The 17,776-nt window shown below is 33.5% G+C and carries 18 protein-coding genes and 2 pseudogenes; 7 read left to right on the top strand and 13 right to left on the bottom strand.

Annotated elements, in window-relative coordinates:
• Positions 1-20: 20 nt before the first annotated feature.
• The 4 genes from ADIWIN_RS07685 to ADIWIN_RS07670 are packed head-to-tail and all read left to right on the top strand — an operon-like array spanning position 21 to position 2,193.
• Positions 21-530 (top strand): GFO_1088 family ECF-type sigma factor, encoded by a 510-nt coding sequence (locus ADIWIN_RS07685; RefSeq protein WP_040756722.1) that lies wholly within the window; start codon positions 21-23, stop codon positions 528-530.
• Positions 517-1,008 (top strand): PG0215 family putative anti-sigma factor, encoded by a 492-nt coding sequence (locus ADIWIN_RS07680; RefSeq protein WP_020894481.1) that lies wholly within the window; start codon positions 517-519, stop codon positions 1,006-1,008. The genes ADIWIN_RS07685 and ADIWIN_RS07680 overlap by 14 nt, the downstream gene beginning before the upstream one ends.
• A gap of 26 nt (positions 1,009-1,034) precedes the next feature.
• On the top strand, positions 1,035-1,637 hold the full coding sequence (locus tag ADIWIN_RS07675; RefSeq protein ID WP_020894480.1) for a GFO_1090 family protein: 603 nt from the start codon (positions 1,035-1,037) through the stop codon (positions 1,635-1,637).
• A 10-nt stretch (positions 1,638-1,647) separates the two neighbouring features.
• Positions 1,648-2,193: a GFO_1091 family lipoprotein gene (locus tag ADIWIN_RS07670; RefSeq protein WP_040756704.1), complete on the top strand. Its 546-nt coding sequence runs from the start codon at positions 1,648-1,650 to the stop codon at positions 2,191-2,193.
• Between the two features lie 21 nt (positions 2,194-2,214).
• Here the strand turns inward: ADIWIN_RS07670 and ADIWIN_RS07665 are convergent, their stop codons facing one another.
• The 3 genes and pseudogenes from ADIWIN_RS07665 to ADIWIN_RS07655 all read right to left on the bottom strand — a co-directional run bounded on the left by ADIWIN_RS07665 (position 2,215) and on the right by ADIWIN_RS07655 (position 4,468).
• Positions 2,215-2,442, bottom strand: coding sequence for a hypothetical protein (locus ADIWIN_RS07665; RefSeq protein ID WP_020894478.1), 228 nt, complete (start codon positions 2,440-2,442; stop codon positions 2,215-2,217).
• A gap of 11 nt (positions 2,443-2,453) precedes the next feature.
• A pseudogene (gene purB / locus ADIWIN_RS07660) lies at positions 2,454-3,796 on the bottom strand (adenylosuccinate lyase).
• 105 nt (positions 3,797-3,901) lie between these two features.
• Positions 3,902-4,468 carry a HEAT-like fold family protein gene (locus ADIWIN_RS07655; protein ID WP_020894475.1) on the bottom strand — a complete coding sequence of 189 codons (567 nt, stop codon included), beginning with the start codon at positions 4,466-4,468 and terminating at the stop codon, positions 3,902-3,904.
• A gap of 40 nt (positions 4,469-4,508) precedes the next feature.
• Between ADIWIN_RS07655 and ADIWIN_RS07650 the strand changes: the two are divergent.
• Positions 4,509-4,981: pseudogene (locus tag ADIWIN_RS07650) on the top strand (heme-binding domain-containing protein).
• A 48-nt stretch (positions 4,982-5,029) separates the two neighbouring features.
• Positions 5,030-6,283: a glycosyltransferase gene (locus ADIWIN_RS07645; RefSeq protein WP_020894472.1), complete on the top strand. Its 1,254-nt coding sequence runs from the start codon at positions 5,030-5,032 to the stop codon at positions 6,281-6,283.
• Between the two features lie 78 nt (positions 6,284-6,361).
• Here ADIWIN_RS07645 and ADIWIN_RS07640 read toward each other — a convergent pair whose 3' ends face one another.
• Positions 6,362-6,982, bottom strand: a complete 621-nt coding sequence (locus ADIWIN_RS07640) for an RluA family pseudouridine synthase (protein ID WP_020894471.1) — start codon at positions 6,980-6,982, stop codon at positions 6,362-6,364.
• 97 nt (positions 6,983-7,079) lie between these two features.
• Between ADIWIN_RS07640 and ADIWIN_RS21265 the strand changes: the two genes are divergently transcribed.
• Entirely contained in the window at positions 7,080-7,256 is a 177-nt protein-coding gene (locus tag ADIWIN_RS21265) for a hypothetical protein (protein WP_235047054.1), read from the top strand.
• Here the strand turns inward: ADIWIN_RS21265 and ADIWIN_RS07635 are convergent.
• From ADIWIN_RS07635 to ADIWIN_RS07600, 9 genes are all read right to left on the bottom strand, one after another.
• The gene (locus ADIWIN_RS07635; RefSeq protein ID WP_020894470.1) at positions 7,249-7,434 is read right to left on the bottom strand and encodes a hypothetical protein; all 186 of its coding nucleotides are present in this window, start codon (positions 7,432-7,434) and stop codon (positions 7,249-7,251) included. The genes ADIWIN_RS21265 and ADIWIN_RS07635 overlap by 8 nt on opposite strands.
• 172 nt (positions 7,435-7,606) lie before the next feature.
• Positions 7,607-9,559, bottom strand: coding sequence for a heavy metal translocating P-type ATPase (locus tag ADIWIN_RS07630; protein WP_020894469.1), 1,953 nt, complete (start codon positions 9,557-9,559; stop codon positions 7,607-7,609).
• Positions 9,560-9,617: 58 nt separating this feature from the next.
• Positions 9,618-10,031: a Fur family transcriptional regulator gene (locus tag ADIWIN_RS07625; RefSeq protein WP_020894468.1), complete on the bottom strand. Its 414-nt coding sequence runs from the start codon at positions 10,029-10,031 to the stop codon at positions 9,618-9,620.
• 2 nt (positions 10,032-10,033) lie between these two features.
• On the bottom strand, positions 10,034-10,315 hold the full coding sequence (locus ADIWIN_RS22330; protein ID WP_020894467.1) for an efflux RND transporter periplasmic adaptor subunit: 282 nt from the start codon (positions 10,313-10,315) through the stop codon (positions 10,034-10,036).
• An 8-nt stretch (positions 10,316-10,323) separates the two neighbouring features.
• Positions 10,324-11,256, bottom strand: a complete 933-nt coding sequence (locus ADIWIN_RS07620) for an efflux RND transporter periplasmic adaptor subunit (protein WP_020894466.1) — start codon at positions 11,254-11,256, stop codon at positions 10,324-10,326.
• A gap of 4 nt (positions 11,257-11,260) precedes the next feature.
• Positions 11,261-15,589: a CusA/CzcA family heavy metal efflux RND transporter gene (locus ADIWIN_RS07615; RefSeq protein WP_020894465.1), complete on the bottom strand. Its 4,329-nt coding sequence runs from the start codon at positions 15,587-15,589 to the stop codon at positions 11,261-11,263.
• A 124-nt stretch (positions 15,590-15,713) separates the two neighbouring features.
• Entirely contained in the window at positions 15,714-16,025 is a 312-nt protein-coding gene (locus ADIWIN_RS21810) for a DUF6660 family protein (protein WP_040756702.1), read from the bottom strand.
• Positions 16,026-16,275: 250 nt separating this feature from the next.
• Positions 16,276-17,010, bottom strand: coding sequence for an SDR family oxidoreductase (locus ADIWIN_RS07605; protein ID WP_020894464.1), 735 nt, complete (start codon positions 17,008-17,010; stop codon positions 16,276-16,278).
• Between the two features lie 51 nt (positions 17,011-17,061).
• Positions 17,062-17,664 (bottom strand): TetR/AcrR family transcriptional regulator, encoded by a 603-nt coding sequence (locus tag ADIWIN_RS07600; protein WP_020894463.1) that lies wholly within the window; start codon positions 17,662-17,664, stop codon positions 17,062-17,064.
• Positions 17,665-17,776: the final 112 nt, after the last annotated feature.

Below are 17,776 nucleotides of genomic sequence, written 5' to 3'. Positions count from 1 at the left end.
ACCAACCAACCAAAAAAGTAATGAAGCAAGCAGATTTTGTAAGCTTAGTAATGCCATTTAAGGATAAAGTCTTTCGTTTAGCAAAACGATTACTGGTATCTCGTGAAGAAGCAGAAGATGCCACGCAAGAAATACTTTTGAAATTATGGAAGAATAACAAAAAGATTGGGGACTATAAAAATGTAGAAGCGTTTTCAATGACGATGACGAAAAACTTTTGCTTAGATAGATTAAAATCGAAACAAGCGTCTAATTTAAAAATTGTTCATAGTAATTATACGGATAACAATTCGTCATTACAACATCAGGTTGAAGCAAAAGATAGTGTGGATTGGGTGTCTAAAATAATGGAAGACCTACCAGAACAACAAAAAATAATAGTGCAATTAAGAGATATTGAGGAATATGATTATGAAGAAATCGCTAAAATGTTAGATATGAATGAAACAGCGATTAGAGTAAATCTATCGAGAGCACGAAAAACAATACGAGAAAAATTAACTAATACACATCAACATGGTATTAAATAATATAGAAAAATTAATAGAAAAGTATCATAATGCAGAAACATCTCTGCATGAAGAAGCGCAGTTAAAATCGTACTTCAACGGGGATAATGTGGCACCTCATTTAGAGCATTACAAGCCTATGTTTCAATACTTTTCGCTATCACAAAAAGAGCAGTATACCAAAGACGTTCCATTAAACACTAAGAAAACAAAATTGTATCAATGGATTTCTGTCGCAGCTGTTGCCGTTCTTATGATTGGTTTCTTTATTCCGAATTGGAATAACGAACCAAAAACTCTAGCGGATTATTCGCCAGAAGAACAGAAATTATATTTAGAGACCAAACAAGTACTCTCTTTAATTTCTGCTAATTTAAACGAAGGCATGCTTGGGTTATCTGCACTCGATTTAGCGGGAGACAACCTAAATGTAGGCCTCGAAAAAGCAAATTATATTACCGTTTTTGGAAATACAACAAACAAATTATTAAAAAATTAAAACAACAATTCTTAAAATTAAAAATTATGAAAAATTATAATAAATACTTAAACATGGGTAAAACGACCATTTTAATTGTAGCACTTATGCTAACGTCAATGGTGTCGTTTGGGCAGAATGCAATAGATAAATTAGAAGACAAAGAAAACGTAACTTCTTTCATTTTAAATCAAAAAATGTTCAGAATGTTGGCAACCATGGGAATGAATGTCGAAGATTCTAAGGACAAAGAATATGTAAATATGGTTAACAATATTACAGGACTTAAGGTGTTTACGGCAGGTGATGAAGTTACCTCGAAAGACATAACAAATACAGTGACCAATTATATTAAATCTTCTAAACTAGATGAATTAATGCGATTTAAAGATGGTGATAAAAATGTTAAGTTTTATGTAAAGGAAGGAAAAGACGAAAACCATGTTAAAGAGTTAGTTATGTTTATGACTGGCATGAATGAACTTGTCGATGGAGAAGATATAAAAATAAATGGTAAAGATTTTAAATTTGAGACCATAGTTATTTCGTTAACAGGAGAAATAGACTTAAGACAAGTCTCTAAGATTACCAGTAAAATGGATATTCCAGGTGGAGATCAGTTGAAGAAAGCTGGAGAGAAAAAACAATAAATATAAATTCATGACACAATCAATCAAAAAATCAATAGTAATGTTGCTTTTGGTTACAGTTTTTACAAGCTGTAATCAAGGGCCTACATTACAAACCTATTATGTAGATAACGAATTAGAACCAGGTTTTGCTTCGTTTGATGTACCCACAAGTTTTGTCAATGTTGAAAAAGTTGACTTGACCGAAGAACAGAAAGAAGCTTACGATTCTGTAGATAAGTTGAATGTATTAACGTTTATGAAAGAAGATACAGAAGCTGCAAACTACAAATTAGAATTAGAAAAGGTTAATACCATTCTTAAGGATCCTAAATACGAAGAGTTAATGCGTGGAGGTAATGCTGTAGATGGAAAATTTGTGGTAAAATTTTTAGGAGATATAGATAACATTGATGAACTTATCATCTTTGGACATGCTAAAAATAAAGGCTTTATAATCGCCAGAGTTTTAGGTGATGATATGAATGCAAGTAAATTAATGTCTTTAGGTTCCGTTTTAGAAAAAGCCAATTTTGACGAGGAACAATTAAAAGGGTTAACCGATTTTTTTAAATAAACTGACAATTTTATTTAAATGTTAATGTGAATCGTCTTGAGGAGTATCTTCAAGGCGATTTTCTTTTCTATCATTTTTTAAGGCACAGCTAATCGTAAAAACAAGCATGATTCCAAACCCTAAGAATAGAACTCCCTTTATAATTATATAATCGAGCACATCTAATAAACCAGCTATAAATACACCGAAGGTTATAAGCGTTACGCAAACTAAGGCTACAGCGTCTGTTGATAATGGTGATATTTTCACAAGTTTTAAAATTAGATTCCAGTATAATTACTTGGTGTAATGGCTTTTAATTCCGATTTAATAGCATCAGAAACCTCTAAGGTATCAATAAAATTTGAAATAGACGTTTGGGTTATGGCTTCATTAGTTCTTGTAAGTCCTTTTAACGCTTCGTAAGGATTAGGATAACTTTCGCGTCTTAAGATGGTTTGAATAGCTTCTGCAACCACAGCCCAGTTATTCTCTAAATCTTGAGCAAACTTTGGTTCGTTTAATAATAACTTTCCTAAACCTTTAACTGTAGATTTAAAAGCAATTAATGTATGTCCAAAAGGGACACCTACATTTCTTAAAACTGTACTATCCGTTAAATCACGTTGTAATCTAGACAATGGTAATTTCGCTGATAGATGCTCAAAAATAGCATTTGCGATTCCTAAATTTCCTTCACTATTTTCAAAATCAATTGGATTTACTTTGTGTGGCATTGCAGAACTTCCTACTTCACCAGCTTTAATTTTTGTTTAAAATAATCCATCGAAACATAGGTCCAAATATCTCTATCCAAGTCGATGATAATAGTATTAATACGCTTTAAGCCATCAAATAAAGCAGCAACATGATCGTAATGTTCTATTTGTGTTGTCGGAAACGAGTGATGTAAGCCCAATTTTTCTTGAACAAACTTAGTTCCAAAAGCTTTCCAATCGATATTAGGATAAGCTACTTTGTGAGCGTTGAAGTTTCCTGTTGCACCACCAAATTTAGCAGCACTTGGCACATCGTTTAATAAATTGAATTGCTCTTTTAATCGCACAGCAAAAACTTCAATTTCTTTCCCTAATCGTGTAGGTGACGCTGGTTGACCATGGGTTCTTGCTAACATTGGGATATGTGCCCAATCTTTTGCTAAGCCTTCAATTTTTTCTAATAACACCAAATATTCAGGAACGTAAACATCATTCATCGCCTCCTTAATACTTAAAGGAATTGCAGTGTTATTGATGTCTTGAGAGGTTAATCCAAAGTGAATAAATTCTTTGTACGCTGATAACTCTAAAGCATCAAATTTATCTTTTAAAAAATACTCAACGGCTTTTACATCGTGATTGGTAACTTTTTCAATCTCTTTAATTGCAGAAGCATCAACAGCCGTAAAATTTGTATAAATAGCTCTTAAATCTTCAAAAACAGAATTAGAAACAGATTCTAATTGTGGTAGTGGTAATTCACATAAAGCAATAAAATATTCAATCTCTACTAGAACTCGGTATTTTATCAGTGCTTCTTCTGAGAAATAATTGCCTAAAGCTTCAATTTTAGATCGGTATCTACCATCGATTGGTGAAATTGCATTAAGAGGTGAAAGTGCCATTTATGTTGGTTTTTTTGAAGCTTCAAATATAAGGAAGTAAGTTTGAAGTTTGAAGCACGAAGCACGAAGTTTTTAGGATATTTTCTAAATCTAAGCTTCCAACTTCTAACTATTCTTTATCCTCTTCAGAATATGCTTCGCTCTAGCTTTAAATCCGGAACTTTGCATCTCATAATCGCGTTCTAAAATAATAACGAGCTCTGGGTGAATCCAATCATACTCAGTTCCTAAAAGATATAAACTATTCATGCTATAGGCTTTTGGTGCAATTTTTTCGTCATTAATCATCCAATCAAAACAAGCTTCTATAATTCTTTCTTTATGGGGTTCAGACAGTTCTTTTTTTATCAGATTTTCTGTTTTAGAATAATGAGCTTTGGTTAAGTATTCGCAAATCTTAGCGATTGGCCTCACAGCCGGATCTAAATGTACTTTTGAAATGTTTGCGGTAAAGGTATCGAGATGTGGAATAATAGCATCGAGATTTTCTCCGCACATAAATTCAAAAACCCAAGCCGCTCTGCACGAAATTTTATCATCCACATCAAAAAGAATGTCTAAAAGTGGTGCAATCAATTCCGGATTGTCAATAACGAGATTGGCATACTTCAATCGCATTTCTCGCGAATGGTTAACGTAATTTAATTCCTTATAGAGTTCTGCTCTGGTCAATTGAAAATTGATTAATTTAGAGCTTTAAAATTAATCAAAAATGAAGATTATAAAAAAAATAGGCTTGTTACTTTTAATAGTATTTGTCGTTGCTCAATTTTTTGGACCTGATAAAAATGATGGAGATATAACTTCGGTAGATACTTTTTTTACGGATACCAATCCACCGGAAGATGTTAAAATGATTCTGAAAAATGCCTGTTTAGATTGTCATAGCGATAGCACGCGTTATCCTTGGTATAATAACATTACTCCTGTAAATTATTGGTTGGCAGATCATGTAAAAGATGGAAAAAAACATTTCGACATGTCTAAATGGAGCGATTATTCCGATAAGAAAAAGACCATAAACTCGATGAATTAATTGAAATGGTTGAGGATAAAGAAATGCCGTTAGACAGCTATACTTGGACACATGGAGAAGCTAAATTGTCAGCAGCGCAAATTGAATCTGTTGTTACTTGGGCAAATACAGTTCGTTTAAAATATGTATTTCTAAAAGAACCTCAGTAAATAAATCCAAATTCCAAAGCAGTCTTATTAGGATTTTATAATTAATTCATGACTAAAAAATTATTAGTTATCGGTTTTGTTTGGCCAGAGCCCAAAAGTTCTGCAGCAGGAACACGCATTCTTCAGTTGATCTTACAATTTCAAAATCAAGGATTTGAAGTCACGTTTTCTTCTGCAGCCAAAACGTCTAACAATACCTTCGATTTAAATACTATAAATGTTGAAACGAAACCAATCCTTTTAAATGATTCGTCCTTTGATGACTTTGTAAAAGACTTGAGACCAAATGTTGTTTTGTTTGATCGGTTTATGTCCGAAGAGCAATATGGCTGGCGTGTTGCTGAGCAATGTCCTAATGCAATTCGTGTTTTAGATACTGAAGATTTTCATGGTTTACGAAAGGCTAGGGAAGTCGCTCTAAAACAAAATGAAACTGTTAGTATATCTCATTTGCAAAACGATACTACCAAACGCGAAATTGCAAGTATATATCGATGCGATCTGAGCTTAATAATATCAGAAGTTGAAATAGATATTTTAACCAATCAGTTTAAAATCGATAAAAACTTACTCTATTATTTACCATTTTTATTAGATCCTATTTCTAAAGTTGAAATAAAACAATTACCAACTTTTGAAGAAAGACAACATTTTGTAACGATTGGTAATTTTCTGCATGCTCCAAATTATGATGCGGTGTTGTATTTAAAGCAAACGATTTGGCCATTAGTAAGGAAACAATTACCAAAAGCAGAACTTCATATTTATGGATCTTATGAATCACAAAAAGTAACACAACTCAATAACGTTAAAGAAGGGTTTTTGATAAAAGGTTTTGCTGAAGATGTTAATGAGGTCATGCAAAACGCAAAAGTTTGTTTTGCATCTCTGCGTTTTGGTGCTGGCTTAAAAGGAAAACTCGTAGATGCGATGCAAAACGGAACACCTTGTGTTATGACATGCATTGCAGCAGAAGGGATGTTTGAATTAAAAGACCGGTTGCTGAGCGAAGTCGAAGTAAACGGTTTTGTAACAGATAATCCTGAAACTTTCGCCGAGAAAGCCGTAGAACTTTATACCAAAGCCGAACTTTGGCAAGAGAAGCAGCAAAATGGATTTGTGGTTTTAAACCAACGTTTTAATAAAACTGATTTTGAAAACACATTTACATCCAAAATAGTAGAATTGTCTACGAATCTAAATGCACATCGTGAAAACAATTTTATAGGACAATTATTTATGCACCAATCTATGCAGAGCTCTAAATATATGAGTAAATGGATTGAGGCTAAGAATCGTTAAGGTCTAAATTTACCATTTATTAATTTGTTAGAAATGGTTTTTGTAAAATTATATACTCCAATTTAGATGATGTTTTAACTACAGTAACACATCAAATATCTTTTTAAAATTTTGAGGAAATTCATCTTTTAGATAAAGTTCTTCTTCTGTAAATGGGTGTGTGAATTTTAAAGAATAGGCATGGAGATACAATCCTTTTCCGTTTAAAATAAGCGATTCCTTTCCATAATCTTTATCTCCCAGTATGGGATTTCCTATGCCAGATAAGTGTTTCCTTAATTGATGCCGTCGTCCTGTAAACGGTTCTAGTTCTACGAGGTTTAGCTGCCCAAATCTTTCAGAGGTAACCGATTGATGAACTTTGTAGTTAGACTTACAAGGTTTTTCATCGACCTCCGTAGTAATGCTGCCTTCAGGTTTCATGCCTCCAATAGTAACCGCGTAGTATGTTTTTTTTATCGCTCTATCTTTAAAAAGTTTATTTAAAGCACGAATGCTACTGCTTGTTTTTCCAACCAATAAAATGCCAGTGGTCGCAAAATCTAAACGGTGAACAGGTTGTGGTTTTGCTGTATCCTCGAGTGGACTTCGTTTTAAATTCTGAACTAAAGCGTTGGTAATGGTTTTAAAATGATTGCCACTTACTAAAATCCCACCAGGTTTATGAATGACAGCTAGATAATCGTCTTCAAAAAGCACCTTGATCTTAAAGATTAATCTTTTCTTCTGACTGATATTTTCAGGAACAGATAATGTAATAGATTCTCCACCTTTTATAAATGTAGCAGACGTTGCGATGATTCCATCTACAGATATAAAATCTTTTTTTAAGGCTTTTTTTAGAGCAGATTTTGTAGGAAATGCATCAAAAATTCCAACACCATATTCTTGTAATCGAATAGAAGTAGAGCGCTTAGGGACAATATGGGTTTCGGTTCGTTTAATTTTGGTCTTTGTAAAGAAGGCTATTTAACCGTTTTAAAGTTACCAAAAATTAGACCGGTTAGTAATAACCCGATTCCTATTCCAATGAATGAACCTGTTGCTATATCTGGTAATTCTGTTAATTGAGAAAATATCTGAGACATTGCAACTACAAAGATTCCAATGGATATTAGAAGTAACGTTTTCTTTTTTGTTATTGTTTTCATTTTTTTAGCGTTTGAAGTATTAGTAATTCGTTTTAAATATGTGTTGCACTTATTGTCCTAAAATTTGGATGATTATTCTAAGGAAAATAACATGACTGCATTGCAGTATAGCGAAAAGATTAACCAACTAAAACAAAGTTAGTAGAAAATTTAAAAAAATAAAACACTTGTCTTAATCCCAATTCATTTTCTGTAACCTAACCGCATTCAAAATAGCTAACAATGCCACACCAACATCGGCAAAGACAGCTTCCCACATCGTTGCTAAACCTCCTGCTCCTAAAATTAGTACAATTACTTTCACTCCGAATGCTAATACAATATTTTGCCATACAATTTTCCGAGTGGAACGACTGATTTTAATCGCTTTTACAACTTTTGAAGGTTGATCCGTTTGAATAATAACATCAGCAGTTTCAATAGCAACATCACTTCCTAAGCCCCCCATGGCAATACCAACATCGCTGGCTGCTAAAACAGGGGCGTCGTTAATGCCATCTCCTATAAAAGCAATCTTATTTTCAGGATTTTGTTTTAATAGTTCTACTTCATTAAGTTTATCTTCAGGCAATAAACCACCTTTTGCATTTTTAATTCGTAATTCGGCAGCTACTTTTTGAGTAATAGAATCTTTATCTCCCGAAAGCATTATGATATTTTTAATACCTATTTTCCTCAAGTTGATAATGGTTTCTTTAGCATCGTCTTTTAGCTCATCTGCAATAACCACATAACCAGCAAAAGTATTGTCGATAGCCACCAGAACTATAGATTCTATAATCGTTTCTGTTTCTGCTACAACAGTGATGTTATGCGCCGTCATTAAAGCTTTGTTTCCTACTAAAATAGTTTTACCATTCACAATTCCTTTTAAACCTTTACCTGCAATTTCGGATACTTCTGTAGCTTTAAAATTGGCTTCTTCAGTTTTATATTCTAAAATAGCTTTAGCAATGGGATGTGTGGATTGTGCTTCCATTGCCATCAGGTAGTTCATGAATTCTTTTTCATCCCAACCAATAGCTTTTACCGTTTTAATTTTGAAAACACCTTTGGTAACAGTTCCTGTTTTATCCATAACCAAGGTGTTTATTTTGGTCATGGCCTCCAGAAAAGAAGCTCCTTTAAATAAAATTCCGTTTTTTGAAGCCGCTCCTAATCCACCAAAATAGCCGAGAGGAATAGAAATGACTAAAGCACAAGGACACGAAATTACTAAGAAAATTAAAGCTCTATACAGCCAATCTCTAAATACATAATCATCAACAAAGAAGTAAGGTAATAAGGTAACTCCAATCGCTAAAAACACAACAATAGGCGTGTAAATGCGGGCAAATTTTCGGATGAATAATTCTGTTTTAGATTTACGAGCCGTCGCATTTTGAACTAAATCTAAAATTCTAGCAATAGAACTGTCTTTAAATGCTTTGGTTACTACAACTTCAATGACACTTTCTAAATTAATGCTTCCGGCAAATACATTTGCTCCTTTGGTAATTGTATCTGGTTTACTTTCTCCTGTTAAGGCTGCCGTATTTACAAATGCTTTTTCTGAAACTAAAATACCATCTAGTGGGATTTTTTCTCCAACCCTGATTTGAATGTTTTCACCAATTTCAACTGTTTCTGGTGGTTCACTTTCAATATTCCCATTTCTAAAGACATTCGCTTCTTTAGGACGTACATCTAATAAGGCTTTTATATTTCTTTTGGCTTTGTTGACTGCGGCATTTTGAAACAATTCACCAACAGCATAGAATAACATTACAGCAACACCTTCAGGATATTCACCAATTATAAATGCACCAATAGTGGCAATGGACATTAGAAAAAATTCAGTAAAAACATCGCTTTTTTTTATGCTTTCCCAACCTTCTTTAACCACAGGAAGTCCAACAGGTAAATAAGCGATGCCATACCAAACAATGCGAATCCAGTCCTTAAAAAATGCAACATCAAAATAATCCAATGCAATACCAATAATAAGCATTACAAAACTGACTATTGCTGGAGTGTAAGCTTTAACACCGCTTGATTCACCACCATGATCATGACCATCATCATGACTATGTTCTTTTTTATAATTTGGTTTTATATCTCGTAAATTGAGTTTTTCTTTTTTCATTTTAATTAAACTTTAAGTCAAAGATGCCATAAAATGAAGTGCAATGGAAGTGCAATTATTAGCCACTACACTTGTCGCAAATCCCTTTTACAACTAAGTTCACATTTTCGGAAACAAAACCTTCTGGCACTTTGATTTGTGGAATTTTATGGTCCGTTAAGCAAATGGTTTCATTGCAATTATTACAGTGAAAATGTAAGTGTAAATCGGTTTCAATTTCACAATTACAGCCTTGTTCGCAAAGGGCATATTTTGTAATTCCTGTGCCATCATCAATTTGATGTACAATGGCTTTGTCTTCAAATGTTTTTACGGTTCTGTAAAGCGTGGTTCTATCTGCTTTATCAAAAGCATTCTCAATATCGGTTAGTGTTACAGCAACATGCTTATCTGCAAGAAACTTATAAATAAGTAATCGCATTGCCGTAACACGTATATTGTTTGACTGTAATAGTTGTTCTATCGTTTGCATAATTAATGAGAGTGTTCAGATTCGCCTTTTTTCATTTCAGCAATGAGATAATACGCATTGTTATAAGCGAATTTAACATCGGCTCCTAATTCTTCTGTAAATTTAACTTCGACCCAATTACCATCTTTAACACCTATAAATACTTCAACAGGAGTAAATGTCCAGTTGTTGCCTTCCTTTTTTGCTGTAAAGGCATAAAATTTATCGCCATCATTTGTTATGGCACTTTCAGGTAAAGTTGTAGTTTCATTGTCTTCTATTTGAATTTTTCCTGTAATATACATCCCAGGAATTAGAATTTTATTTTGTTTTCAATTTCAGCATGGACGTGAACTCCTTTAGGATTGTCTTCAAAAGTTTTACTTACCGATAGTATTTCTGCCACTAAATCCTCATCAGAATTAGATTGTATATTAAATATTACTTTTTGACCTTTCTTAACTTTAAAAACGTCTTTTTCAAACACGATTAAATCGGCATGAACATCATCGGTGTTTACAATATCAAAAAGTTCGGTTTGAGGATCTACATATTGACCTGTTTTAACTTCAACTTTTTTAACAAAACCTTCAATTGGGCTTCGTAAAGGTACACGTTGAGCAATTGTACCGTTACGAACAGTAGATGGGTTTATATTTAACATTTGTAATTGTGCAGCCAATCCACTAGCCATTGATTTTGATACATCATATTCTGCTTTAGCTTTTTGAAAATTGGCACCAGAACCAACACCTGCATCATACAGTTTTTGTTGACGTTCGTAACTTTTCTTTAAGTAATTACTATTACTAGTCGCATTTAAATAGTCCGTTTGCATATTGATAATATTAGGGTGTGATAGGTAGGCTACAACTTGACCTTTAGTCACTTTATCACCTTCTATAACTTCAATAGAAACAACATTGGCTCCAACAACCGACGTAATTGCTGCCTCACTTTGTGGCGGCACTTCTAATGTGCCATTCGCATTTACATAGCCACTTAAATTTCTAAGAGAAAGTGTATCTACTTTCATTTGTAAAGCATCAAACTGTTTTGTGGTTAACTTAACGCCTTCTCCTTCGCTATGTGCTTCTTCAGTTGATTCATTATCACCTAAACCGATTCCAATGGTTGCCTCATTATGGTTGTGATTGTCTTTTTCTGTCTGACTACTGTTTCCGCAAGCAACTATTGAAAAAGAAGCGATAAATAATGCTATAAGTTTATATTGTATATTTTTCATTGTATTAATTTTTAAAATATTGTAATTGAAAAGTGCTTTCTAAGTAATTGGTTAAGGCTGTTTCGGCTTCAACTTCCAATTGAATAGCATCCTTAATAAGTTGTGTAAAGGCAGAATAATCTATTTCCCCTTCTTTATAAGCAAATAAAGCACCTGTCTTTTGGTCTTCAACAAGTGGAAGAACTTCGTCTTTATAGAAAATCCATGTTGTTTTCCATTTTTGATAATTTTCTTGACTTTGTGTGTATTTAGATGCGACTTCCTTTTTTTTAAAGTCGCTATTCACAAGGGCGATTTCTTTATCTATTCGAGCCGTTTTTATACGTGCTTTATTTGTGCCAGATAAAAATGGTATTGAAACACCTGCTTGATATGTAACATAACCTGAGTCTCCATTTACTTTTTGCAAACCACCTTGAAGATTAAACTTAGGGAGGTTATCTGCCTTTGCAGCCTTATAATTAGCTTCCGCTTCTGCTATCTGTAATTGTGAAATATTGAACAACGGATGCGTTTCTACATTAAAATCTTCAATTTCAAATCCATTAATTTCAATCGAATTAGGAACCGTATAAAAATCATCGGAGACTAACCATAAATTTAATTGCTGTAATGCCACATTGTATTGACTAATAGCTTGCACTAGTTTATTATGTATTTGCAACGCTTGCGTTTTAGCTGCTGAATACTCTAATTTTGAAATGGCTTCTACCTCGTAATTTAAAGTCACTGCGTCTTCAAATTTTGTGTAAATAAGATCCAATTCTTTATACAAAATATAGTTTCTCTTACTTTTAAGAGCATTGGCCCAAGCTTGTTTAACTTGCAGTTCTAATTCTAATTCAGAAAGTTGAAACGCTTTTTCGGCTAATTGAATGCGTTGTTTTTGTAGTTTCCGTTTAGGGGCAATACCAAACAAATCAATCTTAGACTGACTTGCACCTATGGTTGTATAAATACCCGAACCGTTATTAATTTCCTCACCACCTGTAAAAATCTGTGTGGTTCCTAAATCAAAAGCTGTACTTTTCAGTTGCTTTTGCTTATTGATCTCTAACTGTATCACTTTTAAATTCGGGTAGTTCTCTTTTGAGAGTTTTACAGCTTCATCTATAGTGATTTGAGGCAGTTCACTGTTTGCTTCTTGCGCATTTATAGTTGTAGGTATGGCGAACATAAATGCTAGCATTGCGGTAGCCATTACTACTTTTTTATTCCCTTTAAAGGTGAATGATTTGTTTTCAACCCAATGGTATAATATTGGCAGAACAAACAAGGTCAATAAGGTTGCTGTTAATAATCCACCAATAACAACAGTTGCTAAAGGCCGTTGTACTTCTGCTCCTGATCCAGATGAAATAGCCATTGGTAAAAACCCTAATACATCTGTAAAAGCAGTTAGCATAATAGGTCTAATACGTCGTTTTGTACCTTCTATAATTCGGTCTTTAAGATTGGTGACGCCTTCTTCTTTTAATTCATTTAGTCCACTAATCATAACTAGTCCGTTAAGAACAGCTACACCAAATAGCACAATAAAACCTACACCTGCCGAAATACTAAAAGGCATATCACGTAACCATAAGGCAAAAACTCCTCCGATGGTTGCCATTGGGATAGCGATGTAAATCATTAACGTTTGTGGTAAGGATTTTAAAGCAAAGAATATGAGTATAAAAATGAGCAGCAATGCTAAAGGCACAACCGTTTTTAATTTATTACTGGCACGTTCTAAATTTTCAAATGCACCGCCATAACGAATGTAATAACCTGCAGGTAACTCTAATTTTTCATCTAAAATATCTTGAATATCTAGCACCACAGATTTTACATCACGATCTCTAATATTAATGCCAACATAGGTTCTTCGGTTTGTATTATCGCGACTAATTTGCATTGGTGCTGGTTGAAAACTCACTTCAGCAACCTCGCTTAACGGTATTTGTGTACCAGAAGGAAGGTTTATAAATAAACTCTGAATATCTGAAATATCAGTTCGGTTAGATTTGTCTAATCTTACGACTAAATCAAAACGTCTTTCTCCTTCAAATATAACACCAGCATGTCCACCTGCAAATGAAGCTTCAACAATCGTATTTAATGTTTTTACATTTAATCCGTATTGAGCTAATTTATTTCTGTTATAGTGAATTGAAATTTGAGGTTGACCAGTAGTGGCTTCCACCTTCATATCACCAACACCTTCTACATTAGCGATTAGTTTACCTATGTCATTTGCTTTTGCTGCTAATACGTCTAAATCGTCTCCAAATAATTTAATAGCGACATCTTCACGCACACCAGTAAGTAGTTCATTGAAACGCATTTCGATAGGTTGGGTAAATTCGAAATTAACACCTGGAACGATACTAACAGCTTCTTTTATTTTATCTACCAACTCACCTTTTGATGCAGCTGATGTCCACTCACTACTAGGTTTTAGAATAACAAAAACATCAGCAATATCCATGGGCATTGGATCTGTAGGTACATCTGCAACACCAATTCTACTGACTATATTTAAAACCTCTGGAAATTCAGCTTTAACAATTTGCTCAATTTTTGTAGTGGTTTCAATGGTTTCGGTTAGTGAACTTCCTGGTTTTAAAATAGCGTGAAATGCAATATCACCTTCATCCAATTCTGGAATAAATTCACCTCCCATTCTGGTAAACATAAAAACAGCTACAGCAAATAAGCCAACTGCAAGAAGGACAATCGTTTTTCCATTACGAATTGCTTTTGTTAATACCGGTTCGTATTTACGTTCTATCCAGTGTACAAAGCGGTCGCCATAAGAAATTTTATCAGATTTTGGTGCTCTTAAAAATAGTGCCGAAATCATAGGCACATAAGTCAAACACAGAATCATAGCACCAATCATTGCAAATATAAATGTTAATGCCATGGGCTGAAACATTTTTCCTTCAACACCTTCTAAAGCCAAAATTGGAATGAATACAATTAAAATAATTAATTGACCAAAGAAGGCCGTATTCATCATTTTCTTAGAGGCATTTGAAGCAATGCTATCACGCTCTTTGGGTGTTAATTTTCGTTTCTTTATTTGCGAGTAGATGAGAAAAACGGTGCTTTCAACAATGATTACTGCACCATCTACGATGATTCCGAAATCAATAGCTCCTAAACTCATTAGGTTTGCCCATACTCCAAAAATATTCATCAATATAAAAGCAAATAAAAGGGATAGCGGAATGGTTGAAGCCACAATTAAGCCACCTCGCCAGTTTCCTAATAATAATACTAAGACAAAAATGACAATTAGACCACCTTCTAATAAGTTGCCTTTTACTGTGCTTGTTGTTTTTGTGATAAGCTCACTTCTATCTAAAAATGGTTTAATAGTAACACCTTCTGGTAAAGATTTTTGAATTTGAACAATTCGCTCTTTAACGTTTTCTATAACTTCGTTAGAACTTGCACCTTTCAGCATAAGAATCATCCCGCCTACAGCTTCACCTTTACCATCTTTAGTTAATGCTCCGTATCGCACTGCACTACCAATTTTAACTTCAGCAATATCTTTTATGGTAATTGGAAGATTGTTAACGTTCTTTACTACAATGTTTTCTATATCAGAAACAGTTCGCGCTAAACCTTCTCCTCGAATAAAATTAGCTTGATGGTTTTTTTCAATATACGCTCCTCCAGTGTTTTGGTTATTACTCTCAAGGGCTTCAAAGACATCAGAAATGGTGATACCAATAGCTCTTAAATTATCTGGTTTTACAGCAACTTCATATTGCTTTATTTTGCCTCCAAAGGCATTGACTTCAACAACACCAGGAACCATTGCCATTTGTCGTTTTACTATCCAATCTTGAATAGTACGTAATTCTGTGATATCGAATTCAGATCTATAAGCATCTTCGACTTCGAGTGTATATTGGTAAATTTCCCCTAATCCTGTAGAGATTGGACCCATAGTCGGTGTGCCAAAACCTTCAGGGATTTGTTCTGCAATTTCGGGAAGTTTTTCGGATACTAATTGACGTGGTAAATACGTACCTACAGCATCGTTAAAAACAATGGTAACTACGGATAAACCAAATCTAGAAACAGAACGGATTTCGGTAACATCGGGCAAGTTGCTTAAAGCTAACTCTACAGGATAAGTTACAAATTGTTCAATTTCTTCTGTTCCTAAATTAGGTGCTTGGGTAATAACCTGAACTTGGTTATTGGTAATATCTGGCACAGCATCTATAGGTACTTGGGTCATACTCCAAAGTCCTGCACCAATAATGACGAGTGTAAACAAGCCAATAATGAATTTGTTATTGATTGAAAAATCAATGATTTTGTTAATCATAAAAAATGGTATTAATTCAGTTAAACGTCTCGATATAATTCTGTTGTAAGCACTTAGAATTATTTAAAATGAGAAGAACCTTAGCGGTCCCTGTTAGGATATAGTTATCCTATAAAAAACTGAATTATACCCTTGGTGGTTGTAAAATTGAAGTAGAGAAGTCTTTTTCATTTCCATTTAAATAGAAAAAGTCTTGCGTTGAAATATAAGAATGGTCAATCCTTAAACTGACTAATTTGAAATGCGTGGCATTAATATGACAACATTGGCAGATACAAAAAGGCGAACATGAATCCGGTTCTTGATGCTGATGATTGTCTTGAATAGTTTGAGTAATTTCGGTTTTAACATCATTATCAGTCACGACATAATCAGCACATGGAGCTAGATTAAGCGCGAAAATATAAATGGATAATATAAATGCTAAATTTTTCATTGCGGCAAATATATGAATTTATTGATGCACTAGTATTGCAAAAAGGATAATGGAGTTAAAGAGATAACAAAGGAGAACTGTAATCTTAATAATTAAGCATTCAGAATTGAAGTGTAATACAAAGAATTGTCTTTTAGTTATTTCTGAAATTTACGTTTATAGTAAAAGCCATGAATTATAATACTATCATGGCTTTGTTTATTGCGTATGAATTCAGTTTCTATTTTTATATTCTAATTCAATGGGTATTTTATACTAAAGCTCCGTTGGCACCGATAACCTGACCAGAAATCCATTTGGATTCATCACTTGCTAAAAATACGACCACTCGTGCAATATCAATTGGCTTTGCTAATCTGTTAAAGGCATTCATGCTACTAAGCTTGTCTATAAATTCTTGAGATTTACCGTTTAAAAATAATTCAGTTTCTGTAGCTCCAGGAGCAATTGCATTCACAGAGATGCCTCTTCCTATTTCTTTGGAAAACACACGTGTCATTTGCTCTACCGCTGCTTTGGATGCTGAATACAATGCATAGGTAGGAAACATTAGTTTCACAGTACTCGATGAAACGTTAATGATGTTTCCATTGTCTGCAAGTTTAGAATGTGCTTCTTGTAATGTATTAAAAATACCTCTGACGTTAATATCAAATTGTTTAGAAAAATCGTCTTGTGTATTATCTTTTATTTCTTTTGAAATCATGACGCCAGCGTTGTTTATTAAAACATCGACTTTGCCATATTTAGCAATAGTTTTGTCAAATAGTTGTGTAACGTCATCTCTATTGCTTACATCTGCTTTTACGGCGAATGCAGTTCCGCCATCATTAGTGATTTTAAGTACCGTGTCTTCAGCTTCTGTCGTGCTATTAGAATGATTGACTATGACTTTAGCACCATTTTTAGCTAATTGGATGGCGATTTCTTTTCCAATTCCTCTTGAAGAACCTGTTACTATGATTACTTTGTTTTCTAATTTCATCTTTATTTTGTTTAAAACCTACTAATAGGTATGTTTTTGATTAAAAAAATATTAAGCTTTTAATTGTTTTATGTATAATGACAGTCCAGATATATAATCGTTTAAAACGAGATCGTCATTATATAATTTCCGTATGCCACGTACACCTTCAAAAGCACTGATTAAATAAATGGCGACCGCTTTACTAGAGATCTCATTGTTAATGCTATTTTCTGATTTCCCACGTTCTAATAAATTGATTAGCGCAGATTTCCACTCTTCAATAATACATTTTAAAGCCATTTGATATGCTTTCTCTTCATCGGCAATTTCATTAATGAAGTTATTCATTGGGCATCCATGTTGCTTTTCATAATGAGAAAATGATTTTACGCGATCTGAAAATGTAGTTTCTAATAATTTTAAAACATTGCCCTCTTGATAAAGCGGCGCAATCATACCTTCATAAACACGCTGTTTTATTTTTGTGCTAATGATTTCAACACCTAATTCTTGTTTACTTTTATAGTGATGATAGAATGCGCCTTTTGTAAGGTTAGTCGCTTTCATAATCTTATCTACACTGGTCGTTTTAAACCCATTTTTATAAAACAATTTAAAGGACTCATTGAGAATTAATTCTTTGGTAAGTTCTGATTTTTGCTTTTGTTCCATAGTATAAATTTAATGAAAAAATACCAGTTAGTATGTTTTTTATAGTTTGAATAATTTTAGAAATATTTGTTAAAAATCAAAATGTAAAGTATATTTGTCATATAGTAAAAAA

Origin of the sequence: Winogradskyella psychrotolerans RS-3 (assembly GCF_000427335.1) — a bacterium.
In the GTDB taxonomy this organism is placed as follows: Bacteria; Bacteroidota; Bacteroidia; order Flavobacteriales; family Flavobacteriaceae; genus Winogradskyella; species Winogradskyella psychrotolerans.
The sequence above is the reverse complement of the archived record's forward strand: the minus strand, read 5'-3'. Positions and strand labels throughout refer to the sequence as shown.